This is a genomic window from Marinomonas rhizomae, assembly GCF_003315485.1.
GTDB lineage: Bacteria > Pseudomonadota > Gammaproteobacteria > Pseudomonadales > Marinomonadaceae > Marinomonas > Marinomonas rhizomae.
Genome location: NZ_QNSE01000011.1, coordinates 116,205 through 136,976, shown reverse-complemented (window position 1 = coordinate 136,976; position 20,772 = coordinate 116,205). Strand labels below are relative to the sequence as shown.

The window sequence follows — 20,772 nt, the reverse complement described above, 5'->3', positions numbered from 1 at the left end:
GCGACTCCTTTTATCGTTAACAAAAAGAACAGCAAGACTCAAACCAGCCTTTATTTTACAACTTTTAGCTGGAAACCTTTTTTAGGCTCAGGTGGTGTTGGAGTAGGCTCATCAAGAAATTCCTCATCAGGAAAAACAAAACCATCACCATTCTCTTTTGCATATAATGCAAGAGCGGCACGCATTGGAACATAAACCTGCATAGGCTTCCCACTGAAACGCGCCTCAAACGAGACAGCCTCTTTGTCCATGATCAAGTGACGCACAGCAGTCATACCAACATTCAAAACTATCTGACCATCTTTAACGAATTCGGTAGGCACCACGACATCTTTCTGCTCCGCATCAACCAACAAATAAGGCGTCATATCATTATCAGCAACCCAAGAATACGCCGCATTTAATAAATAAGATCTTTTCGGTAACATTTTCTCTCCTACCCGATAAATATTCTGTAAAAAAAAGGAGCCATAAGCTCCTCTTTCACTATTTAACCAAACCGAGGAAAAACCTCAAGTTAGTCTAAACGCATCTCTTGCTCAGCCTCAGAAAGACTCTCTTGGAAAGACTCACGAGCAAAAACCAGATCCATATATTTGTATAGTGCTCTTGCTTGATCTTTAGGTATCTCTACACCTAACACAGGCAAACGCCACAAGATTGGAGCCAAACAACAGTCTACGATCGTGAATTCATCGCTCATGAAATAAGGCTTTTCTTCGAAAATCGGAGCAACATTCAACAAACCTTCACGCAATTCTTTTTGCGCTTTGGCAACCGCCTCTTTATCCTTACTAGTAAGAATCAAGTCAACTAGTTTCGCCCAGTCACGCTGAATGCGGTACATATACAAACGGCTTTCAGCACGAGCAACAGGATATACAGGCAACAATGGTGGATGCGGAAAACGTTCATCCAAATATTCCATCATGACATTTGGCTCATAAAGAACCAAATCACGATCAACTAAAGCTGGTAATTCATTGTATGGATTAACATCCGCCAACTCGTCTGGCTTGTTAAACGGGTCTACATCTATGATGTCCACTGTGACGGCTTTCTCAGCCAATACAATACGAACTCGATGGCTGTAATGATCTTCTCCATCAGAGAAGAACGTCATTGAGGAGCGCTTTGCAATAACACCCATGTCTAACCCCTATATTGAAAACATCTACATCCCCTTCAAAGGAGGGGACAAACTATATTATGGCGACGAAGTAATAAAAATATTACACGATATCACCAACACAGAAAATCGTTCATGGCATATTTACTCACGCACCTTCTATCAAACAAGGCGTTAACTTATCGCTCGATACTTTATGTAGAGAAAAATCTCAAACCTAGATACCCAACAACACGCAGCAAATTAAACTCTCAGCTTTAAACCATGAATTTCAAAGCTCGGTTATTCTAACACCATTTTCAAATAATTTTTCTCAGAAAAATCATTTTGTTGTAAGAATTCCATAACCCTGCTTTATTTCAAGCAAAAAAAACGCTTGGCGAAAACACCAAGCGTTTTAATAATAATTCCAAAGCGAAAATTAACGCTTAGAGAACTGAGGACGACGACGTGCTTTGCGTAGACCAACTTTCTTACGTTCAACTTCACGAGAGTCGCGAGTAACGAATCCTGCAGAACGTAAAGTACGACGTAGAGTCTCATCATATTGCATCAAAGCACGTGTGATACCGTGACGGATCGCACCAGCTTGACCTGAGATACCACCACCTTTAACAGTGATGTAAACGTCAAATTTTTCAGTAGCATCAACAAGTTCAAGAGGCTGACGAACAACCATCTGAGCCGTTTCACGACCAAAGTACTGAGAAAGAGTACGGTTATTGATAACTAGGTTACCAGAACCCGCTTTAAGGAACACACGAGCGGTAGACGTTTTACGACGACCTGTACCGTAGTATTGAGTAGCTGACATAATGATCTTCCGTATTAAATGTTAAGGGCTTGAGGCTGTTGAGCAGCATGTGGATGCTCAGTACCAGCGTACACTTTCATTTTCTTGTGCATTGCACGGCCCAAAGGACCTTTTGGCAACATACCTTTTACGGCGATTTCAAGAACGCGCTCTGGAGCGTGATCAATCAACTTCTCGAAATTCATAGAACGCAAGCCGCCTGGGTAACCAGTATGGCGGTAGTATTGTTTAGCAGCTGCTTTGTTACCTGTTACGTGAACTTTCTCTGCATTGATAACAACGATGTAATCACCAGTGTCAACATGAGGAGTATATTCCGCTTTATGCTTACCGCGAAGACGGCGAGCAATTTCAGTAGCCAAGCGACCTAGAGTTTTGCCTTCAGCATCAACCACGAACCAGTCGCGGCGCACTTCAGCAGGTTTAGCTGTAAAAGTTTTCATGAAAAAACCCTATCAATATGCGTGTTCAATGACACGCTATACCTATTATTATTGGTTGGCCGAAAGCAAAGCTTTCGATCAACGTACACTTACCTTTAAAAAGGCGAGCGCAGTATATACCAACACAATAAAATATGAAAGTCGAAATCCCCTAAGGACGGTGCTCTAAGGATAAATATTCTTCTGATTGCATTTCTAATAATCGGCTCACCGTACGGTCGTATTCAAAAGCCAATCGAGTGCCTGTGTAGATATCTGGAATAGCGACTTCAGCAGAGAAAATAACCTTAACATGGCGATCATAAAACTCATCCACCAAATTAATAAAACGTCTCGCTAAGTCATCACGTGACGCATCCATTTGCGGTAAATTAGAAACAATTACCGTGCTATAAAGTCGAGCCAATTCAATGTAGTCAACCTGACTTCTCGGACCGTCACACAGCGCCTTTATATCAAACCAAGCAAGCCCTTCACAGCTTCGTATCAAAGGAATCTCTCGACCCTCAATTTCTGCCGCGCCACCCTCAACGATATGAGAAGCATCAGAAATCAAACTCATGAAACGCTCATTTAAAGCCTCATCCGCCTCTTCACTTAACGGGAAATGATAAAGCTTAGCTTGTTTCAACGTCCGCAAGCGATAATCTACACCACCATCTACATTCATCACCTTGGTGTACTTATTCACAAGATCAATCGCAGGCAAGAAACGAGCACGCTGCAAACCATTCTTATATAAACCATCTGGCTCTATATTAGAAGTAGCCACTAGAGTGGTACCGTTTTCAAACAACACCTCAAGCAGCCCAGCCAAGATCATAGCATCCGTAATATCAGTCACAAAAAATTCATCAAAACACAACACTTGCGCTTTAGACGAAATTTGCTTTCCAACAATCTCTAGCGGGTTTTTAACATCATGCAACTTACGAAGCTCTTGGTGCACCATTTGCATAAAGCGATGAAAATGGAGGCGCATTTTTTTATCTGTCGGCAAACAGTCAAAAAAGGTATCCATTAGATAAGTTTTACCTCGGCCAACTCCCCCCCAAAAATACAACCCTTGCTCAACGGTCGGCACTTTCTTTTTTAGAAAACGCCCCAAAAGACCACTTGCTGGTTTATCGGCTTGACTGGCAACCAAACGGTCAAATAAATCTTGAAGCGCCTCAACGGCCTCTTCCTGCGCTGGATCATAATTAAAATCAGCCCTAGTCAAATCTTGCTTATAACGTGTAATAGGTGTCATCGCCGCTCTTTCGTTAAATTAGTAAATTCTACACATTCTAACAAATTGCACCTTAAACAACACCTATCAAGCTGTTATCGTTGGAGGTGTTTCGCTATAATGTGTTATCTGTTTTTTGGAGAAAGTCATGAACTTGGAAGAATTCAACATTATTATCTTTATTACTGGCATTATTATTGGCTGTGTCGCCACACTTGCTCTTAAAAGCTACAGCGCAAAGAACAATAGTAAAAAAGTCGGCACCAGCTCTAACATCATCACAATGAAATCACTACAACAAGAGCTTGATAACAAACAAGTGATTATTGACAACTTCTTCACTGACAGCAACGAACATTTAGTATCTGCCGAAAAGCGTTTAGCCGATCTAAGAAACGCACTGGCCGATAATGCAAGTCAATTAAGCAACATTAAAATCGAAAGAAGCGGGACCACGGCTAACACCTCAGATCCTGCTGAAACAACAACGTTCGAGCCACCAAGAGACTACGCCCTGAAAAAAGATAAAGAGCCAGGCATGCTTAGCGAAACATTTGGCTTTGACGATAAAAATGCTGATATTGAACCTAAGCGCACCATTTAATAATAACGCACTAGTCAATAATGAAATACATCAACAAAAAACGGGCTTTTTAAAAGCCCGTTTTTTTGTTGATCATGCAAGCACCTGAATTATGCAGGATTATCAACATCGATAAATAATGCATCCAGACCACACTCATTCACCAAATATTCCGCCATAGATCTCGCCCCGAAACGTTCAGTAGCATGATGCCCTGCCGCAATGAAGTGAACGCCCATTTCACGAGCAATATGAATTGTCTGCTCAGAGACCTCGCCAGTGATAAACACATCTGCACCAACTGCCACAGCCTGATCTATATAACCCTGCGCACCACCAGTACATAATGCTACACGCTTAATAGGTCGATCATTAACACACTCAAACAGTACATTACGATCTACAGCGGTCTCAACCATTTTTTGAAACACTTCAGAGGATACAGATTCACTCAATTCCCCCACAACACCGACAGACTCCTCAATAGGAACACCAGCCTGCAATCCAGAGCGATTTAAAAGCCCCAAGGCATCCGCCAATCCCGCATTATTACCTAGAGTCGGATGCGCGTCCAACGGCAAGTGGTAACCGTATAAATTAATATCATTTTTAATCAAAGCAGCAATACGTCGATACTTCATACCAACAACTCGAGGATCTTCATTTTTCCAAAAATAACCATGATGAACGAAAATAGCGTCCGCTTTATAATCGATTGCAGCATCAATTAACGCCTGACTAGCCGTTACCCCCGTCACAATGCGGCTAATCTCTTTTTTTCCTTCCACCTGTAAACCATTGGGCGCATAATCCTTGAATCGACTTGGACTCAATGTCTTATTAAGCAATAACTCAAATTCACTGCGTAGCAAAACAACTCCTTATACCTTATGAATCAAAAAAACTATTGGATACCCATCATTATCTCTATTCTAGCTGGCGCTTGTATAGGCCTTACCGTCCTACTTATTCAGGAGAAACAAAAGATTTCCGATTCAAGCTATGCCACACCAGTGAAAAAAGCCACACCTTCTGTTGTTAACATTTACACCCAGGTCATACAACAAAAGGGCTTTAACGATTCAGGCAAGGCAAAACACAGCATTAATTTAGGCTCTGGAGTTATCGCAACGAAAGATGGTTTCATCCTCACCAATCACCACGTCATTCAAAATGCACAAAGCATCGTTATCGCCCTACATGATGATAGACGTATTGAAGCAAAACTGATCGGCTCAGACCCATCCACAGATCTAGCCGTTTTGAAAATAGAGTTATCCAATCTCCCCAACATTCAAATGGGCAATAGCGCCAAGGTGTCTGTTGGAGATAAAATTCTTGCGATAGGCAATCCGTTTGGAATAGGACAAACGGTAACGGCTGGCATCATTAGCGCCAAAGGCCGTAACAGCATAGGACTTAATACTTATGAAAACTTCCTACAGACAGACGCCGCCATAAATCCAGGGAATTCAGGAGGCGCCTTAGTGAACCTGAGAGGCGAACTTATAGGCATCAGCTCAGCCATATACTCGAGCACAGGCGGCTCACAAGGAATCGGGTTTGCCACACCAATTGATGATGCCCTCGATGTCATGAGTGATATCATAAAACACGGTGAAGTTGTAAGGGGATACCTAGGAATGGACGCTCAAAAAATCACACAATCTCTGGCAGAAAACCTACTCTTACCTACAAATCACGGCCTACTAGTAAGCGACATAACGAAAGAAAGCCCAGCAGAAAAAGCAGGAATTGAAGTAGGAGATATTATACTAGAAATTAACGACACTCCTAGCGAAGATCCGTTCCAAATAAGACACCTCATAGCGTCATTAAAGCCAGGAACTCACATTTCACTAGTAGGAATTCGTGGGCAGCAATCCTATCAAACAAGTATCATGCTAGAAAGACAACCCACAATGCAGCGAATAAGCCATTAGATTAACGACTATGCTGGAGCTCAATTTGCTCTTTTAGCTTCTGCAGACTACGCTCAAAATTACTACCTGCAATATTATTTGCAAACATAGCAAGGTAAGGGCTTAATAATCCAGCACTAAGGTTACCCTTAATCGTCCACTTCACCAAGGTACCGCCATCAAGGCCCTGCAATTCAATTTGGTTATGAACCAAGTTAACTTTTGGCTTAGGTCGCACATCAAAACGCACTACAGCCTCAGACGATTCAATCACCGATAATACACCTTGTTCAGCTGTTTTATCATAGAGCAAAGCAACAGAATCACCTTTACCCAAAACACCTTCAGATAAGGCAACCCTCCCCCCCTGAATAAACATCCATTTTGGCAATTGATCACCTTGTAGCATATCCTGATAAATACTATCGCGAGGAGCGTTAATAACCACACTACGCTCCACTCGATAATCAGCAGGCATAAAAAAGCCAACCACCACCAAAAACAAAATAACTACCGCAGAAATACGCGTTACTTTTCGCAACTTATAAAGAGCCGCTGGGTGCGATGAATGACTCGCCATCAAGAATCCTTCAGAATTCGATATTCAGCCGACATTGCATGCGCTTCTAAAGACTCACCTCGAGCTAAAGGCGACGCAATTTTTGCTAACTCACTTGCCCCCTCAGGCGAACAGTAAATTAACGAACTACGCTTTTGAAAATCGTAAACCCCTAAAGGCGATGAAAACCTTGCAGTACCTGACGTTGGTAAAACATGGTTTGGTCCTGCACAATAATCACCCAATGCTTCCGGCGTATGACGACCCATAAAGATAGCACCAGCATGACGGATCTTTTCCACCCACTTTTCAGGCTCATCAATCGACAATTCAAGGTGCTCTGCAGCAACGATATTTGCAATATCCATCGCTTCATCCATATTTTCAACATGAATAAAAGCACCACGACCTTCCAAAGACGCCTTAATAATTTCTTTACGGGTTTGCGATTCGATCAAACGCTCCATAGAGGCCTTCACATCTTTGATAAAATCCAAATCAGGAGAAATCAAAATAGATTGTGCATCTTCATCATGTTCGGCTTGGGAGAATAAATCCATAGCAATCCAATCGGGGTCCGTCTTTCCATCGCACACAACTAGAATTTCAGAAGGACCAGCAATCATGTCGATACCAACAACACCGAACACCATCTTCTTAGCAGTAGCCACGTAAATATTACCTGGACCAACAATCTTATCGACCTTAGGAATAGTTTCTGTGCCATAAGCTAAAGCCGCAACGGCCTGCGCGCCACCGATAGTAAACACTCGATCAACACCAGCAATATAAGCGGCGGCTAAAACGATATCGCTAACCAAACCATCTGGCGTTGGAACAACCATAATAATTTCACCAACACCCGCGACTTTTGCCGGCATTACATTCATCAATACCGATGAAGGGTAAGCCGCCTTACCACCTGGCACATACACACCAACACGGTCCAAAGGCGTAACTTTTTGACCAAGCACAGTGCCGTCATTTTCTTGATATTGCCAAGAGGGTTGCTTTTGGCGCTCATGATAATCATGGACACGTTTTGCAGCCGCTTCCAAGCTAGTAACCAATTCAGCACTAACTCGATCTTTCGCTAAAGCCAACTCCTCACGCGAAATTTCTAACTCAGCAGAAGAAGCGACTCGGCGACGGTCAAAGCGATTAGTGAACTCAATAACCGCATCATTTCCTTTAAGACGCACTTGCTCAACAATGTCTGCAACGGCCTTTTGTACACCTGCATCAGACACAGAATCCCATGCAAGCAAAGACTCTAACTCAGCGCGGAAACCATCAGAGTTAGAAGAAAACTCTCTAATATTCAGGTTCAATTATTTGCCCTCATTATCTTCAACTGCTCGTCTTATCATTTCTAAGATAGGCTCAATTTCAGAGTACTTAGTTTTATAAGCCGCTTTATTTACCACCAAACGCGTACTAATTGGCGCAATCAATTCACGAGCTTCAAGGCCATTCGCCTTTAGCGTATTACCTGTATCAACAATATCTACAATTAAATCGGCCAACCCCATAATAGGCGCCAATTCCATCGCGCCATAAAGTTTAACCACATCCGCCTGCACACCTTGTTCAGCAAAATACGCTTTTGCCGTTTTAATAAACTTCGAAGCAACCTTCAAGCGCCTATTTGGCAAAGGCTGACCAACAACACCAGCCGTCATCAAACGGCATTTTGCAATTTTAAGGTCAAGCAGCTCATAAAGGTTTTTTGTTGACGCCTCCATTAAGACATCTTTACCCGCAACACCAAAGTCTGCCACACCATGATCAACATAAGTTGGCACATCAGTCGCACGTAAAATAACCAACTTAATATGCTCATGATTAGTATCGAATATTAACTTTCGACTTTTGCTAATATCTTCAACTGGAACAATATTTGCTTTTTCTAAAAGTGGCAAAGTTTCACCAAGGATGCGCCCTTTCGACAATGCAATCGTTAATGTTTTATTCATATTAATTCAAGACCCGTGAAATTTTCGCACCTAATGAACCGAACTTTTCTTCAATACATTCATAGCCACGGTCAATATGGTAGATACGATCAATCTTTGTGTCACCATCTGCCACTAGAGCAGAAAGCACCAAACTCGCCGAAGCTCGCAAATCTGTCGCCATGACTGGAGCACCTTTTAAACGATCACAGCCACGAATAATGGCAGTATTACCGTTTACTTCAATATCTGCTCCCATACGAAGCATTTCATCCACATGCATAAAGCGATTTTCGAAGATATTCTCAATAACTCGACCAACACCATTTGCAACAGAGTTCAAGGCAACAAACTGCGCTTGCATATCAGTTGGAAACGCAGGATACGGCGCAGTACTGATATTTACAGCACTTGGACGACGTCCTTCCATATCTACTTCAATCCAATCATCGCCACAAGTTACTTTCGCCCCAGCTTCTTCCAGCTTAGACAATACCGCTTCAAGCGACTTAACATTGGTATCAATGACCCGTACTTTACCGCCAGTAATCGCTGCGGCAACCAAAAAAGTACCAGTTTCAATACGATCAGGCATTACTGGATAACTTGTACCATGCAATGTCTCAACACCATCAACGACAATGGTGTCTGTGCCATGCCCTGAAATCTTAGCCCCCATAGCAATCAAACACTCTGCTAAGTCAACCACCTCAGGTTCACGCGCTGCATTTTCTAGAACCGTTTGACCATCTGCCAAAGTCGCTGCCATCAGCAAGTTTTCAGTTCCAGTAACAGTCACCTTATCAAAGAAAATACGCGCACCTTTAAGGCGACCATCAACACTAGCAACAATATCACCACCTTCAACAGAGATGGTCGCCCCCATAGCCTCCAAGCCACGTAAATGCAAATCCACCGGGCGACTACCAATAGCACACCCACCAGGAAGCGACACAATCGCTTTACCAAAATGACTTACCAAAGGACCTAAAACCAAAATAGAAGCCCGCATAGTTTTAACAAGATCGTAAGGCGCCTCACAGTTGTTAAGTGTTGAAATATCTAACTGAACACTCATTTTTTCATCAACCACGACACCACACCCCATGGAACCAAGAAGCTCAAGCATGGTAGTAATGTCATGTAGATGAGGAAGGTTTTTAATTGTGATCAATTCTTTAGTTAATAAGGTTGCCGCTAAAATTGGCAACGCGGCATTTTTCGCACCAGAGGCACGAACAACACCATTAAGCCGAGTACCACCGGTAATCAGAAGCTTATCCATATTTTTAATCTCTTATAATCGCTTTTTATAGCTTACTTAATTGTTCTGGCGTGTAGGTTTTCATTGTAACGGCATGAATTGCGCCACTGGAAATAGCTTCTTGAAGATGTGAGTACACAAGCTGTTGCCTCTTAACCGTAGACAAACCCTCAAATTCACTTGTCACTACAACTACTTTAAAATTACAACCTTCCCCTTCAGCGACCACTTCACAGTTGCTGATAGAGGATTCTAAAAGTGCTTTAACTTCACCTGCGTTCACAGTCGCTCCAATAGATAAAATATGTTCGATTCCCCTATTCTACATGAGTACTGCCAACTACTTAACACCTCTACGCTTAACTCTGGATAAAAAACCACTTGTTTTCTAAGATTTTATTCAAGACTGACAATACCCACTACCAAAAAACAAAAAATCCGAACCCATCAAATGGATTCGGATTCTATCAATCTCAAAACACTAAAAAATACTGAGTTCGCGACGTTATGATTTTTTAGCTAGGGACTCTCGCCAAGCAGAAATCGCCAATTCAATATCATTCTTATTTTGCTGCATCATAACACCAAACTGCTTGCGAAATGTTAAACCGAAGTTGATATTGTTGATCACTACATTACTCAACATCCAATTACCCGCTTTGGTTTCTTCCATGTAAAAACTGATATCCAGCTTCCCACCCGCTTCCATTTGAAAATCGACATCAACTTTTGTTTCCCTCCCTCTTCCTTGAGGGCCTAGAGGCAAAACATTAATCCGATCAGCATCAAGCTCAAGCAAAGACCTACCGTATGTTTTTAACAGAGTATCTTTAGTCACATTAGCAAAACGAGAGCGCTGTTCTGGTGACGCTCTTCGATAATATTTCCCCATGACCTTTTTGGAAAAATCATCAAAATCGACCACATTTACTAAAATACTATTAACCCGTTTTTCTAACAGCACAGGGTCATTAGCAAGTACTGCTTTATCCGCTACAATATCAGTACGGAAGGCATCTACAACTTTAATTACAGTCTCTCTTGCCCCCTCAACATTAGACCAAGTTAAACTTGAACCTAACAAAGCAAAAACAAAAAAAACACTCGGTATCATTCTAGACATATATTACTTCTCCGAGTCGCCGCCTTTGAACAAGAACTGACTTATCAAGGTTTCCAAAACCAAAGCAGACTGAGTATCGTAAATTTCACTACCATTTTTCAACACCTCATCATCCGCACCGATAGAAATACCCAAATACTTTTCACCCAACAAACCACTTGTCAAAACTGCAACTGAGCTATCTGTTGGAATGTTATTAACATCTGAATCGATATTCATAGTCACTAATGCCATATAAAGCTCTTTATCAAACGTAATAGACTCAACGTTACCAACTGCCACACCAGCAATAGAAACCTTGGCTCGACTTGTTAACCCTGCGATATCATCAAACCTAGCAACAACTTGATAAGTATCTTTTTTGCTAGAAAAAGCCAGTCCACTTACCTGAACGGCTAAATAAACAAGAGCTGCGACGCCCAATACGATAAAACATCCGACCAATAATTCTGAACGTTTACTTCTCATCCTAAAAATCCCCAAACATAGCAGCGGTTAATACAAAATCTAAAGCCAAAATAGCCAACGAACCCAACACCACCGTTCGAGTGGTTGCTTTACCGATCCCTTCAGAAGTAGGAACACACTCATAGCCCTGATAAACGGCAATCCAAGTGACAACCACTGAAAAACACAACGCCTTAATTAGACCATTAACGATATCGGTATCGAAATATACAGACTGCTGCATAGATGACCAAAATGCGCCATCATAAACACCCAACCATTCGACTGACACCAGATGTCCACCAAGAATACCTGAAGCAGAAAAAATTAGACTTAAGATCGGTAAACAAATAACACCAGCAATAAAGCGAGGAGCAATCACTCGCCTTAAAGGATCAACCCCCATCATTTCAAAGCTAGACAATTGCTCCGTCGCCTTCATAAGGCCTATTTCCGCTGTCAACGACGAACCGGCACGCCCAGCAAAAAGCAAAGCAGTCACTACAGGGGAAAGCTCTCTTAACAATGAAAGCGCCAACAGCTGCCCTACTGCCTCTTCAGAGCCAAACTTAGCTAAAATACTATAACCTTGCAGCGATAACACCATGCCAATAAATGCGCCAGATACAACAATAATAACGAGCGACAACACGCCAACAGAATAAAGCTGCTTCACCAACAAATTGATCGACTCTTTAAAGCGGACAGGCAACCTAAAGATACTTTGTACTAAAAAAATCCCAGCTCGACCGACAGCCTCAAGCCAATCCAACAAGGACGCACCTAACAAACCAATAGCCTTCATAATGCCACCCTGTCGGAGTTATCGTCTTCTGGATAATGGAAAGGCACCGGCCCATCAGGCTCCCCATTTAAAAACTGTTTCACTTCAGGATCATTAGAAGCCCGAATATCATCAGCTGCCCCTTCAGCAATGACTCGTCCACCCGCCAAAATACATACATGATCAGCAATAGAAAGCGACTCTTCGACATCATGAGAAACAAGCACAGACGTCATATTAGCTGTGTCATTTAACTGACGTATCAACTTCACAAGAACCCCTTTTGAAATAGGGTCCTGCCCAGTAAAGGGCTCATCATACATAACCAGCTCTGGATCTAAAGCAATAGCCCGCGCCAATGCAACACGCCTCGCCATACCACCCGATAACTCAGACGGCATTAAATCAGCAGCACCGCGTAAACCAACACTATAGAGCTTATCCGCAACAATATCCGCTATGGCCTTAGCATCTAATTGAGTATGTTCCTCCATAGGAAAAGCAATATTTTCAGCAACAGACATGTCGCTAAACAAGGCACCACTCTGGAAAAGCATACCCATTTTTTTTCTCACTTTATAAAGTTCAGAACGCGACAAAGAGTGAACATTCTGCCCATCCACTAAAACAGTACCGGAATCAGGTGCGAGCTGAGCGGCAATTAAACGCAACAAGGTCGTTTTACCCGTTCCACTCGGCCCCATTACCGCCGTTATTTTTCCCCGTGGAATAGAGAGAGATACATCTTCATAAATTACACGATCTCCCCTAAAAAAACTCACGTCTTGGACTTTTATATAAGCATCTACCACTGACACACCTTTTTAATCCCTATCGAATATCGACCGATACTACCATCGCCCCTAGATAAATAAAATCACAGCGCAGGCAAATACACTTTGTTTGTAAGATCAAGCCTTGAATTTAAACGTCAAACCTCATTAAATGGTACCCCCTGTATCTATGAGTAATATCAATACCATGCTGTTGTTTTCCATCGCCCTGATCGTAGGGCTAATTTTACTGGTCATGAGCTCCGACAAATTCATCGAGCACTCTGCTCTTGTGGCAGAAAAATTAAATGTAAATCCCATGATAATCGGCATTACGCTGGTCGCCTTTGGCACATCCGCACCAGAAATGGTTGTTTCAGCTATCGCCGCACTGGATAATGCCCCTGAAATCGCGGTAGGCAATGTACTCGGCTCTAATATTGCCAACATTGCTCTTGTCTTTGGTATTACTCTGCTATTTTCAGCTATTCCTATAGCACCTGGACTCTCTTCAAAAGAAGTCCCTCTTGTATTAGCCATCACTCTATTGGCCGGTTTTTTATTATATGATCAAACCCTTGGAATATGGGATGGCATCATACTAATCGCCGCCTTTATCATTATTCTGACAATTTTACTAAGAGGCAGTACAGATTTAGAAAAAGACTTAAAAGAAGGCTTACCAGAAGATGATGGCGCCTCTGTAAGCAAATCACTAATCATTGCGATAATTGGGCTTATAGTATTGATAGGCAGCTCTAAACTGCTTGTATGGGGAGCGATAGGAATAGCCACCGCCCTTGGTGTGAGCGAGCTAGTCATCGGACTTACTATTGTCGCTGTAGGCACCAGCTTACCAGAACTTGCTGCGTCAGTGAGTAGTGTAAGAAAAGGCCATCACGACATCGCAATCGGTAACATATTAGGATCAAATATTTTCAACTTAGCTACTGTATTACCACTGCCGGCACTTATTGCACCTGGAGTTATCGATGCGAATGTCATAAATAGGGATTTTCCTTGGGTACTATGTCTCACTATCGCACTAGCCGTAGCGATTTTCATATTCAAAAAAACAAAAGGAAATAGCATCCCTCGATGGATAGGCCTTCCTCTTATTGCTTCTTATTGCACTTATTTGCTTATTGTCAGTACAAGCGGTTCAGTTTAATGCTTTCATTTAACAAACTAACACAACCTAAAAGCCTATTACTTATCGGGGCAGCTCTAATCATCAGCGCCTTTTTGGGGTGGTATGGAGTGACACCAACAACAAACCTGGTGGAAACAGATTCGCTAAGCAGTTCACCTGACTATTTCATTACTAAGGTCAAAGTAAAAGAATTCGATATCGATGGCCGCCTTATTGAAGAACTGGATGCAGACCAAACACTGCATTATACCGCAAAATCTAAGACGCTCTTAGAAAGCCCCAATATGGAACGCTATTCAAAATCAGGCCACTGGAGTGCGAAAGCAGATAAAGGGGTTATTGATGACGGAAGTAATGATATCCTATTAACAGAAAACGCTAGAGCGACTAAAAAATATCTTCAATCAGAAGATATAAAACTCAGCGCCGATAACATACATTATTTAGATCAGAATAAATCACTAACCAGCTATGGAAATGCAACTCTCACCTCCACACAAGGAGAGACTTCTGCTGGCAAAATCACAACCTATATAAATTCAGAAGAAGTCGTGATGACAGGGTCTGTACGAGGAAAATATGAAACAATTCATTAACATCAGTGCGTTGCTCACTTCAGCCCTAATTGGCCAATACGCATACGCACTACCTGATGACATAAATAAGCCATTAGAAATACAAGCTAACGAAGCCTCATTCGACCAAAATTCGGGAGAAGCCATTTATAAAGGCAATGTATTCGTCAAACAAGGCTCTATTGAGATTCAGGCTCAGTACCTTAAAGTATCTACAGACCCTAAAACGCAAAAATTCAGCAGCCTAGAGGCGAGCGGCAAGCCTGCAAAGTTTAGCCAACAAGTGGACTGGAGTGGAAACATTGTCATCAGTAAAGGCAATGAAATCCATTACTTAACCGATGAGTCAAAACTAGAAATCATTGGTGATGGTTATCTGAGCAGAATGCAAAATTCCATCACTGCAGATTATATTCTGTACATGATCGAAGATGGCACCTTCAGTGCTGAGAAAAAAGACTCAGGGCGCGTATCAATGACCTTACAGCCACAAGCGCCACAAGACAAACCAGCATCAGAGACGAATAAATAGATGGCACTGTTAGAAGCAAAACACCTTGCAAAGAGCTACAAAAAGCGCCAAGTCGTAAAAGATGTGTCTATTTCGGTTGAATCAGGCGAGGCGGTGGGACTACTAGGTCCAAATGGCGCAGGTAAAACGACGTGCTTCTATATGATAGTAGGCATGGTTACAAATGATGCTGGCGGCGTTTTTATTGACGACCAAGACGTCACTGGTGATGCCATGCATACGCGCGCGCAGAAAGGCATCGGCTACCTCCCCCAAGAAGCATCAATTTTCCGAAAAATGTCTGTTGAAGATAACATCTTAGCCATTTTAGAGACACGAAAAGAATTAACAAAAGCACAACAAAACGAAAAACTGGAAGAGCTCCTTGAGGAGTTTCACATTACCCACATCCGCACCAATTTAGGCATGGCGTTATCCGGCGGTGAAAGACGTAGAGTTGAGATCGCCAGAGCGGTTTCCATGAACCCCAAATTCATCCTACTTGACGAACCTTTTGCTGGTGTCGACCCTATTTCGGTCGGAGATATAAAGCACATTATCAAACACCTTCAAGAAAGTGGGATAGGTGTTCTCATTACCGACCATAACGTCAGAGAGACTCTGGACATCTGTGACAAAGCTTACATTGTAGGCAATGGTTATATCATTGCATCAGGTGACGCCAATACCGTCATCAACAATGAACAAGTAAAAAAGGTCTATTTAGGCGACGACTTCCGTCTGTAACCCCTTATCATTGCTGTAGAAAGGGAGTAGTATGCACAACTCATTCCAATTCATTCAATTAGAAGAAAGAGTTGCTCTATGAAGCAGTCTTTACAATTAAAGCTCGGCCAACAGCTGACCATGACACCTCAACTGCAACAGGCTATTCGCTTGCTGCAGCTTTCTACGTTGGATTTAAAACAAGAAATACACGAATTCCTTGAGTCTAATCCACTACTTGAACTCGACGACGATGAACAACTCCATAGTGAAGTACCAGCCAGCATTGAATCAAAAAGTGCCGCTGATACAGTCATCGATACGAATAGCGAAGAGGCGCGCGTAGAATCAGAATGGACAGAAAGCATCCCTGAAGAGTTATCAATCGATAGCAACTGGGATGATACTTACCAAAGCTCTGCCGCTGTCAGTGATCACAGCAGCTACGAAGGTGAAAGCGATACGGACTTTGAAAACCGTAATGCGCCAGCAGAAAGCATCCAAGATCATCTAATCTGGCAATTAAATTTAACCCACATGTCAGATCGCGACATCGAAATTGCTTACGCTATCATTGAATGCGTTCAACCTGATGGCTACCTAAGCATTTCACCCGACGACATTTGGGAATCCCTCGGCATTGAATTAGAAGACCTAGACATTGAAGAAGTCATAGCAGTACAACACAGATTGCAACGCTTTGACCCTATTGGTGTATGCTCAATCGACCTACGCGACTGCCTTTTAGTGCAACTAGAAGCGTTCCAAAGCCACCCATTATACAAGAGCACCCACAATCTCATTAACCACTACCTACCTCTGCTAGGTAACCGAGACTTTGCTCAGTTGAGCCGTAAAACGAAGCTAAAAGACGAGGCACTAAAAGAAGTCGTTAACTTGATTCAGCAACTCAACCCACGACCAGGCTCTGTAATTGATGCTGATGACACAGATTACGTCATCCCTGATGTTGCCGTTAAAAAACGCCATGGCGTATGGCAAGTTGAACTAAACAACGACGCTCTACCCCCTATCAAAATCAACGAGACTTACTCTGCGATGGCGAGCACAGCGGCCACACCTGAAGATGCCACCTACATAAAAACCTCTCTTCAAGAAGCGAAATGGTTCATGAAGAGCTTACAGAGCCGCAATGAAACATTACTAAAAGTAGCCAGCTGCATTGTCAGTCGACAAATTGATTTCTTCGAGCTTGGGGAAGAGGCCATGAAGCCTATGGTGCTTCATGATGTTGCTGAGGAAGTGGGCATGCATGAGTCAACCATCTCACGAGTAACAACACAAAAATACATGCACACCCCAAAAGGTATTTTTGAGCTAAAGTACTTTTTTTCAAGCCACGTTAATACAGCCTCTGGCGGAGAATGTTCTTCTACAGCAATACGGGCTATGATTAAAAAGCTTGTCGCTGATGAACCAGCGAAAAAACCGCTAAGTGATAATAAACTAGCTGCCATTTTGGCAGACCAAGGCATACAGGTTGCTCGACGGACTGTAGCCAAATATCGAGAGGCGATGAACATCCCTCCTTCCAATGAACGAAAACGACTGATCTAAACGGAAACCATTTTATCATGTCCTTGAAATCATTATTAAAAGCGGAACTTGTTCTCGCGAAGCAAGACATTGTTAGTAAGAAGCGTGTCCTTGAAAGCCTTGCAGAAGTTGCCTCTAACCGGCTCCACTGTAATAACGAAGAAATCTACGACGCATTACTTGGCCGCGAAAAGCTGGGCAGTACTGGTATAGGTAACGGCATCGCCATACCACATTGCCGCCTAGAGTCTGCCAACCATACGGCTATCGTTGTTATGTCGCTACAAGCTCCGATTGACTTTGACTCTATTGACAAAAGAGCGGTCGACCTAATATTTGCGCTGATTGTTCCGCCACAAGAGTGCGACCAGCACCTTGCAACATTAGCCCAAATCGCAGAACTAGCTCAGTCTCCAGGCGCTCTGGACAAATTACGAACAGCGCAGAGTAACGAAGAACTATTCAGTATTTTTGACTCACTTATATAGGAAAAAAGCATGCAGGAAGAGTCCATAACCATCATAAACAAACTTGGCTTGCATGCTCGCGCTGCCGGCAAATTAGTTGAAACTACTTCTCGATTTTCTTGTGATATCACCATTGAAAAAGATGATCGTAATGTTGATGGAAAAAGCATTATGGCCATGATGATGCTTGCCGCAGGTAAAGGCACAGAAATTCGCATTAAAACCAACGGTGAAGATGAAAACGACGCAATTAAAGCGGTAATAGATTTAATTAACAATCGTTTTGGTGAAGACGAGTAAGACAGCTATGTCAGAGCAAAATACGCTTAACCACCTCCAGACGGTTACCGAATCTCTTGAATCCGGTGCCACCATGCAAATCCGTTATTTACTTAACGGAGCTTTGCCAGCTCAGGATGTTGCTCGCCTATTAGAGTCCTCTCCTCCCAAAGAACGTAAGCTTCTTTGGGAGTTAATTGAAGCCAAAAATGAAGGTGAAGTACTTCAATATCTAAGCGAAGATATTGGCGTACAATTCATGAAAAACATGGATACAGAGCGACTTATCGCCGTATCCGAACATTTTGAAAGCGATGACCTTGCTGACTTACTTCAGCATCTACCTGAAAAAGTAGTAAAAGAAGTTCTTGCGTCTATGACCACGCAAGACAGAGCGAGAGTGGAAGCACTATTAAGCTACTCGGAAGATTCTGCCGGCGGCTTAATGAACACGGACACTATTACCATACGTCCAAATATCACCATAGACCTAGTGTTCCGCTATCTACGCAGGCATTCCACATTACCAGACATGACAGACAGCCTGCTGGTCGTTAGCCGCTCAGACCGTTTATTAGGCACCCTACCACTCACCAGATTATTAGTGTCCGATATCAATGCCACCGTGCGCGATATCATGGAAACAGAATTCACCGTTATTGATGCAGAAACCCCAGCTAGCGAAGTAGCGCAGCTTTTTGAAAAAATGGACTTAGTTTCTGCTCCTGTTATCGATAGCAAAACCCAAAAACTACTGGGACGAATAACCATAGATGACGTAGTAGACGTTATTCGCGATGAAGCTGAACACTCCATGTTAAGCATGGCAGGCCTTGATGATGATGAAGACACCTTCGCCCCAATCATAAAAACCACGAAGCGTCGTGCTGTATGGCTTGGTATAAATCTAATAACTGCCTTTACAGCATCCTATGTTATAGGTTTATTCCAAGACACACTCGATCAAGTTGTCGCCTTAGCTATACTTATGCCTATCGTGGCAAGCATGGGCGGCATTGCAGGATCACAAGTTCTCACACTCGTCATTCGTGGTATCGCACTCAATCAAATAGGCTCCACAAATACCCGCTGGCTTCTGAATAGAGAACTCATAGTAGGATTAATAAATGGCCTACTTTGGGCGACAGTTATTGCCGCGCTTACCGCACTTTGGTTTGACAACATCAAGATTGCCTATATCATTGCAGGCGCCATCATAATAAATCTGCTATTTGCAGCAACCACTGGTACACTTCTGCCGATTTTGCTAAAAAAAATTGGCATCGACCCTGCCCTTGCTGGCAGCGTAATTTTGACTACCGTGACCGACGTGGTGGGTTTTTTATCCTTCCTAGGTCTCGCTACAATTTTTCTAATATAGGTTCCCATGACAGACTTTGATCAATTTGAAAACGAAGACGAAATCCCTAAGAGTAAAACCCAGATCAAGCGAGAAATGGAAGCCCTGCAAGATCTTGGAAAAAAACTACTCGCCTTAAGCAAAAATCAACTTAAAAAAGTTGAAATGTCTGACACGTTGCGTGAAGCATTTGTTGAAGCTGGCCGGATTAAGAAACACGAAGCCATGAGAAGACATCTGCAATACATTGGCAAAGTAATGCGCACTGAAGACCATGAGGCCATAGCACACCGTGTAGCTTTATTTGATTCAACGTCTGCCGCTTATAACAAACTATTTCACCAACTTGAAATTAAACGTGATGCATTAATTGGCGAAAACAGCAAAGAAGAACTGTCCCAATATCTAGAAGAAAACCCTCAAGTTGAAGACATTCAGTTACTTAGACAACTTATTCGCCAATCGCAGAAAGAAGTATCACAAGAAGGCAATACTACAAATCGCAAAAAACTTTTCCGCTTTCTACGTGAAACCGAAGAAAAGCGCTTAGGATTAACTGAATAAACACCTTCAGAACTAATGTGCACTAATAATAAAAATCCCGCCGCTAAGGCGGTTTTTTTTATCCTTTCTCAAAAGCTAACACTCGAACTCATAGTGCAATTTATTGTCTTACTCTACAAGAATAAGACATGACATAATTCATGCGAACAACGTCTATCATAGCGACAGGAGAAATAGTTTTATGAGCAAACCATACAACACACTGACCCCTGAAGAATCCCGTGTCATTCGTGATAAAGGTACAGAACGCCCTTTTACTGGAGAATATACTGATACTATGGAAGGCGGTTTATATGTTTGCCGCCAGTGTGACGCGCCACTTTATACATCAGAACACAAATTCATGTCTCACTGTGGCTGGCCAAGCTTTGACGATGAGATCCCCAATGCCGTAAAACGCGTACCTGATGCAGACGGTCGACGTATAGAAATCGTCTGCGCTAACTGTGAAGGACATCTAGGCCATGTATTTGAAGGCGAAAGGCTCACCGAAAACAACATCCGCCATTGCGTCAACTCCATCTCAATGAAGTTCATCAGCAAAGGCTGATTG

The 20,772-nt window shown here is 42.6% G+C and carries 27 protein-coding genes; 12 read left to right on the top strand and 15 right to left on the bottom strand.

From position 1 onward, the window contains the following. Positions 1–50: 50 nt before the first annotated feature. From DFP80_RS15245 to zapE, 5 genes are all read right to left on the bottom strand, one after another. Positions 51–428 carry a ClpXP protease specificity-enhancing factor gene (locus DFP80_RS15245; protein ID WP_113917671.1) on the bottom strand — a complete coding sequence of 126 codons (378 nt, stop codon included), beginning with the start codon at positions 426–428 and terminating at the stop codon, positions 51–53. 89 nt (positions 429–517) lie between these two features. Further along, positions 518–1,150 carry a glutathione S-transferase N-terminal domain-containing protein gene (locus DFP80_RS15240; protein WP_113917670.1) on the bottom strand — a complete coding sequence of 211 codons (633 nt, stop codon included), beginning with the start codon at positions 1,148–1,150 and terminating at the stop codon, positions 518–520. Between the two features lie 400 nt (positions 1,151–1,550). Further along, positions 1,551–1,943, bottom strand: coding sequence for a 30S ribosomal protein S9 (rpsI, locus tag DFP80_RS15235; protein ID WP_036159384.1), 393 nt, complete (start codon positions 1,941–1,943; stop codon positions 1,551–1,553). Positions 1,944–1,957: 14 nt separating this feature from the next. Beyond that, entirely contained in the window at positions 1,958–2,386 is a 429-nt protein-coding gene (gene rplM / locus DFP80_RS15230; RefSeq protein ID WP_113917669.1) for a 50S ribosomal protein L13, read from the bottom strand. A 151-nt stretch (positions 2,387–2,537) separates the two neighbouring features. After that, entirely contained in the window at positions 2,538–3,638 is a 1,101-nt protein-coding gene (zapE, locus tag DFP80_RS15225) for a cell division protein ZapE (RefSeq protein WP_113917668.1), read from the bottom strand. Positions 3,639–3,765: 127 nt separating this feature from the next. On the opposite strand from zapE, the gene DFP80_RS15220 reads away from it, so the two are divergent. Further along, positions 3,766–4,221 carry a Z-ring associated ZapG family protein gene (locus DFP80_RS15220; protein WP_113917667.1) on the top strand — a complete coding sequence of 152 codons (456 nt, stop codon included), beginning with the start codon at positions 3,766–3,768 and terminating at the stop codon, positions 4,219–4,221. Positions 4,222–4,310: 89 nt separating this feature from the next. Here the strand turns inward: DFP80_RS15220 and DFP80_RS15215 are convergent, their stop codons facing one another. Further along, the gene (locus tag DFP80_RS15215; RefSeq protein ID WP_113917666.1) at positions 4,311–5,072 is read right to left on the bottom strand and encodes a Nif3-like dinuclear metal center hexameric protein; all 762 of its coding nucleotides are present in this window, start codon (positions 5,070–5,072) and stop codon (positions 4,311–4,313) included. 18 nt (positions 5,073–5,090) lie between these two features. Between DFP80_RS15215 and DFP80_RS15210 the strand changes: the two genes are divergently transcribed. Then, positions 5,091–6,143, top strand: coding sequence for a S1C family serine protease (locus tag DFP80_RS15210; protein ID WP_113917665.1), 1,053 nt, complete (start codon positions 5,091–5,093; stop codon positions 6,141–6,143). 1 nt (position 6,144) lies between these two features. Here the strand turns inward: DFP80_RS15210 and DFP80_RS15205 are convergent, their stop codons facing one another. The 9 genes from DFP80_RS15205 to DFP80_RS15165 form a co-directional block, all read right to left on the bottom strand. Continuing rightward, the gene (locus tag DFP80_RS15205) at positions 6,145–6,702 is read right to left on the bottom strand and encodes an SRPBCC family protein (RefSeq protein ID WP_113917664.1); all 558 of its coding nucleotides are present in this window, start codon (positions 6,700–6,702) and stop codon (positions 6,145–6,147) included. Continuing rightward, positions 6,702–8,012, bottom strand: a complete 1,311-nt coding sequence (gene hisD / locus DFP80_RS15200) for a histidinol dehydrogenase (RefSeq protein ID WP_113917663.1) — start codon at positions 8,010–8,012, stop codon at positions 6,702–6,704. Before hisD ends, DFP80_RS15205 begins: the two co-directional genes overlap by 1 nt. Next, positions 8,013–8,657 carry an ATP phosphoribosyltransferase gene (gene hisG, locus DFP80_RS15195; RefSeq protein WP_113917662.1) on the bottom strand — a complete coding sequence of 215 codons (645 nt, stop codon included), beginning with the start codon at positions 8,655–8,657 and terminating at the stop codon, positions 8,013–8,015. Position 8,658: 1 nt separating this feature from the next. Then, a complete protein-coding gene (gene murA / locus DFP80_RS15190) occupies positions 8,659–9,921 on the bottom strand; it encodes a UDP-N-acetylglucosamine 1-carboxyvinyltransferase (RefSeq protein ID WP_113917661.1) in 1,263 nt (420 codons plus the stop codon). Between the two features lie 25 nt (positions 9,922–9,946). After that, on the bottom strand, positions 9,947–10,183 hold the full coding sequence (locus DFP80_RS15185; protein ID WP_113917660.1) for a BolA family protein: 237 nt from the start codon (positions 10,181–10,183) through the stop codon (positions 9,947–9,949). A 222-nt stretch (positions 10,184–10,405) separates the two neighbouring features. Then, positions 10,406–11,023 carry an MlaC/ttg2D family ABC transporter substrate-binding protein gene (locus DFP80_RS15180; RefSeq protein ID WP_113917659.1) on the bottom strand — a complete coding sequence of 206 codons (618 nt, stop codon included), beginning with the start codon at positions 11,021–11,023 and terminating at the stop codon, positions 10,406–10,408. 3 nt (positions 11,024–11,026) lie between these two features. Then, complete coding sequence (gene mlaD / locus DFP80_RS15175) at positions 11,027–11,491, bottom strand: outer membrane lipid asymmetry maintenance protein MlaD (protein WP_113917658.1); 465 nt, start codon at positions 11,489–11,491, stop codon at positions 11,027–11,029. A 1-nt stretch (position 11,492) separates the two neighbouring features. Continuing rightward, positions 11,493–12,275: a lipid asymmetry maintenance ABC transporter permease subunit MlaE gene (gene mlaE / locus DFP80_RS15170; protein WP_113917657.1), complete on the bottom strand. Its 783-nt coding sequence runs from the start codon at positions 12,273–12,275 to the stop codon at positions 11,493–11,495. Next, positions 12,272–13,072, bottom strand: a complete 801-nt coding sequence (locus DFP80_RS15165) for an ABC transporter ATP-binding protein (protein ID WP_113917656.1) — start codon at positions 13,070–13,072, stop codon at positions 12,272–12,274. The genes mlaE and DFP80_RS15165 overlap by 4 nt, the downstream gene beginning before the upstream one ends. Positions 13,073–13,217: 145 nt before the next feature. On the opposite strand from DFP80_RS15165, the gene DFP80_RS15160 reads away from it, so the two are divergent. From DFP80_RS15160 to DFP80_RS15115, 10 genes are all read left to right on the top strand, one after another. Beyond that, positions 13,218–14,198 carry a calcium/sodium antiporter gene (locus DFP80_RS15160; RefSeq protein ID WP_309472361.1) on the top strand — a complete coding sequence of 327 codons (981 nt, stop codon included), beginning with the start codon at positions 13,218–13,220 and terminating at the stop codon, positions 14,196–14,198. Continuing rightward, positions 14,198–14,776: an LPS export ABC transporter periplasmic protein LptC gene (gene lptC, locus DFP80_RS15155; RefSeq protein ID WP_113917654.1), complete on the top strand. Its 579-nt coding sequence runs from the start codon at positions 14,198–14,200 to the stop codon at positions 14,774–14,776. Before DFP80_RS15160 ends, lptC begins: the two co-directional genes overlap by 1 nt. Next, the gene (lptA, locus tag DFP80_RS15150; protein ID WP_113917653.1) at positions 14,760–15,287 is read left to right on the top strand and encodes a lipopolysaccharide transport periplasmic protein LptA; all 528 of its coding nucleotides are present in this window, start codon (positions 14,760–14,762) and stop codon (positions 15,285–15,287) included. Before lptC ends, lptA begins: the two co-directional genes overlap by 17 nt. Further along, on the top strand, positions 15,288–16,013 hold the full coding sequence (lptB, locus tag DFP80_RS15145) for an LPS export ABC transporter ATP-binding protein (protein ID WP_113917652.1): 726 nt from the start codon (positions 15,288–15,290) through the stop codon (positions 16,011–16,013). Between the two features lie 78 nt (positions 16,014–16,091). Then, complete coding sequence (locus DFP80_RS15140) at positions 16,092–17,570, top strand: RNA polymerase factor sigma-54 (protein WP_113917651.1); 1,479 nt, start codon at positions 16,092–16,094, stop codon at positions 17,568–17,570. A gap of 17 nt (positions 17,571–17,587) precedes the next feature. Then, on the top strand, positions 17,588–18,037 hold the full coding sequence (ptsN, locus tag DFP80_RS15135) for a PTS IIA-like nitrogen regulatory protein PtsN (RefSeq protein ID WP_113917650.1): 450 nt from the start codon (positions 17,588–17,590) through the stop codon (positions 18,035–18,037). A 9-nt stretch (positions 18,038–18,046) separates the two neighbouring features. Continuing rightward, positions 18,047–18,316 (top strand): HPr family phosphocarrier protein, encoded by a 270-nt coding sequence (locus DFP80_RS15130; RefSeq protein ID WP_113917649.1) that lies wholly within the window; start codon positions 18,047–18,049, stop codon positions 18,314–18,316. Positions 18,317–18,323: 7 nt separating this feature from the next. Continuing rightward, positions 18,324–19,676: a magnesium transporter gene (gene mgtE, locus DFP80_RS15125; protein ID WP_113917648.1), complete on the top strand. Its 1,353-nt coding sequence runs from the start codon at positions 18,324–18,326 to the stop codon at positions 19,674–19,676. Between the two features lie 6 nt (positions 19,677–19,682). Further along, entirely contained in the window at positions 19,683–20,219 is a 537-nt protein-coding gene (gene yjgA / locus DFP80_RS15120; protein WP_113917647.1) for a ribosome biogenesis factor YjgA, read from the top strand. Between the two features lie 181 nt (positions 20,220–20,400). Then, positions 20,401–20,769, top strand: a complete 369-nt coding sequence (locus DFP80_RS15115; RefSeq protein WP_113917646.1) for a methionine-R-sulfoxide reductase — start codon at positions 20,401–20,403, stop codon at positions 20,767–20,769. Positions 20,770–20,772 lie beyond the last annotated feature (3 nt).

What these genes read in the sequence shown, in the direction of transcription:
- DFP80_RS15205 (WP_113917664.1), bottom strand. Translation starts at nt 6,702, where the DNA reads ATGGCGAGTCATTCATCGCACCCAGCGGCTCTTTATAAGTTGCGAAAA.
- DFP80_RS15115 (WP_113917646.1), top strand. Translation starts at nt 20,401, where the DNA reads ATGAGCAAACCATACAACACACTGACCCCTGAAGAATCCCGTGTCATT.
- mlaE (WP_113917657.1), bottom strand. Translation starts at nt 12,275, where the DNA reads ATGAAGGCTATTGGTTTGTTAGGTGCGTCCTTGTTGGATTGGCTTGAG.
- lptA (WP_113917653.1), top strand. Translation starts at nt 14,760, where the DNA reads ATGAAACAATTCATTAACATCAGTGCGTTGCTCACTTCAGCCCTAATT.
- murA (WP_113917661.1), bottom strand. Translation starts at nt 9,921, where the DNA reads ATGGATAAGCTTCTGATTACCGGTGGTACTCGGCTTAATGGTGTTGTT.
- ptsN (WP_113917650.1), top strand. Translation starts at nt 17,588, where the DNA reads ATGTCCTTGAAATCATTATTAAAAGCGGAACTTGTTCTCGCGAAGCAA.
- mgtE (WP_113917648.1), top strand. Translation starts at nt 18,324, where the DNA reads ATGTCAGAGCAAAATACGCTTAACCACCTCCAGACGGTTACCGAATCT.
- mlaD (WP_113917658.1), bottom strand. Translation starts at nt 11,491, where the DNA reads ATGAGAAGTAAACGTTCAGAATTATTGGTCGGATGTTTTATCGTATTG.
- yjgA (WP_113917647.1), top strand. Translation starts at nt 19,683, where the DNA reads ATGACAGACTTTGATCAATTTGAAAACGAAGACGAAATCCCTAAGAGT.
- DFP80_RS15180 (WP_113917659.1), bottom strand. Translation starts at nt 11,023, where the DNA reads ATGTCTAGAATGATACCGAGTGTTTTTTTTGTTTTTGCTTTGTTAGGT.
- DFP80_RS15160 (WP_309472361.1), top strand. Translation starts at nt 13,218, where the DNA reads ATGAGTAATATCAATACCATGCTGTTGTTTTCCATCGCCCTGATCGTA.
- DFP80_RS15220 (WP_113917667.1), top strand. Translation starts at nt 3,766, where the DNA reads ATGAACTTGGAAGAATTCAACATTATTATCTTTATTACTGGCATTATT.
- zapE (WP_113917668.1), bottom strand. Translation starts at nt 3,638, where the DNA reads ATGACACCTATTACACGTTATAAGCAAGATTTGACTAGGGCTGATTTT.
- DFP80_RS15130 (WP_113917649.1), top strand. Translation starts at nt 18,047, where the DNA reads ATGCAGGAAGAGTCCATAACCATCATAAACAAACTTGGCTTGCATGCT.
- DFP80_RS15210 (WP_113917665.1), top strand. Translation starts at nt 5,091, where the DNA reads ATGAATCAAAAAAACTATTGGATACCCATCATTATCTCTATTCTAGCT.
- hisG (WP_113917662.1), bottom strand. Translation starts at nt 8,657, where the DNA reads ATGAATAAAACATTAACGATTGCATTGTCGAAAGGGCGCATCCTTGGT.
- lptC (WP_113917654.1), top strand. Translation starts at nt 14,198, where the DNA reads ATGCTTTCATTTAACAAACTAACACAACCTAAAAGCCTATTACTTATC.
- lptB (WP_113917652.1), top strand. Translation starts at nt 15,288, where the DNA reads ATGGCACTGTTAGAAGCAAAACACCTTGCAAAGAGCTACAAAAAGCGC.
- DFP80_RS15140 (WP_113917651.1), top strand. Translation starts at nt 16,092, where the DNA reads ATGAAGCAGTCTTTACAATTAAAGCTCGGCCAACAGCTGACCATGACA.
- rpsI (WP_036159384.1), bottom strand. Translation starts at nt 1,943, where the DNA reads ATGTCAGCTACTCAATACTACGGTACAGGTCGTCGTAAAACGTCTACC.
- rplM (WP_113917669.1), bottom strand. Translation starts at nt 2,386, where the DNA reads ATGAAAACTTTTACAGCTAAACCTGCTGAAGTGCGCCGCGACTGGTTC.
- DFP80_RS15245 (WP_113917671.1), bottom strand. Translation starts at nt 428, where the DNA reads ATGTTACCGAAAAGATCTTATTTATTAAATGCGGCGTATTCTTGGGTT.
- DFP80_RS15240 (WP_113917670.1), bottom strand. Translation starts at nt 1,150, where the DNA reads ATGGGTGTTATTGCAAAGCGCTCCTCAATGACGTTCTTCTCTGATGGA.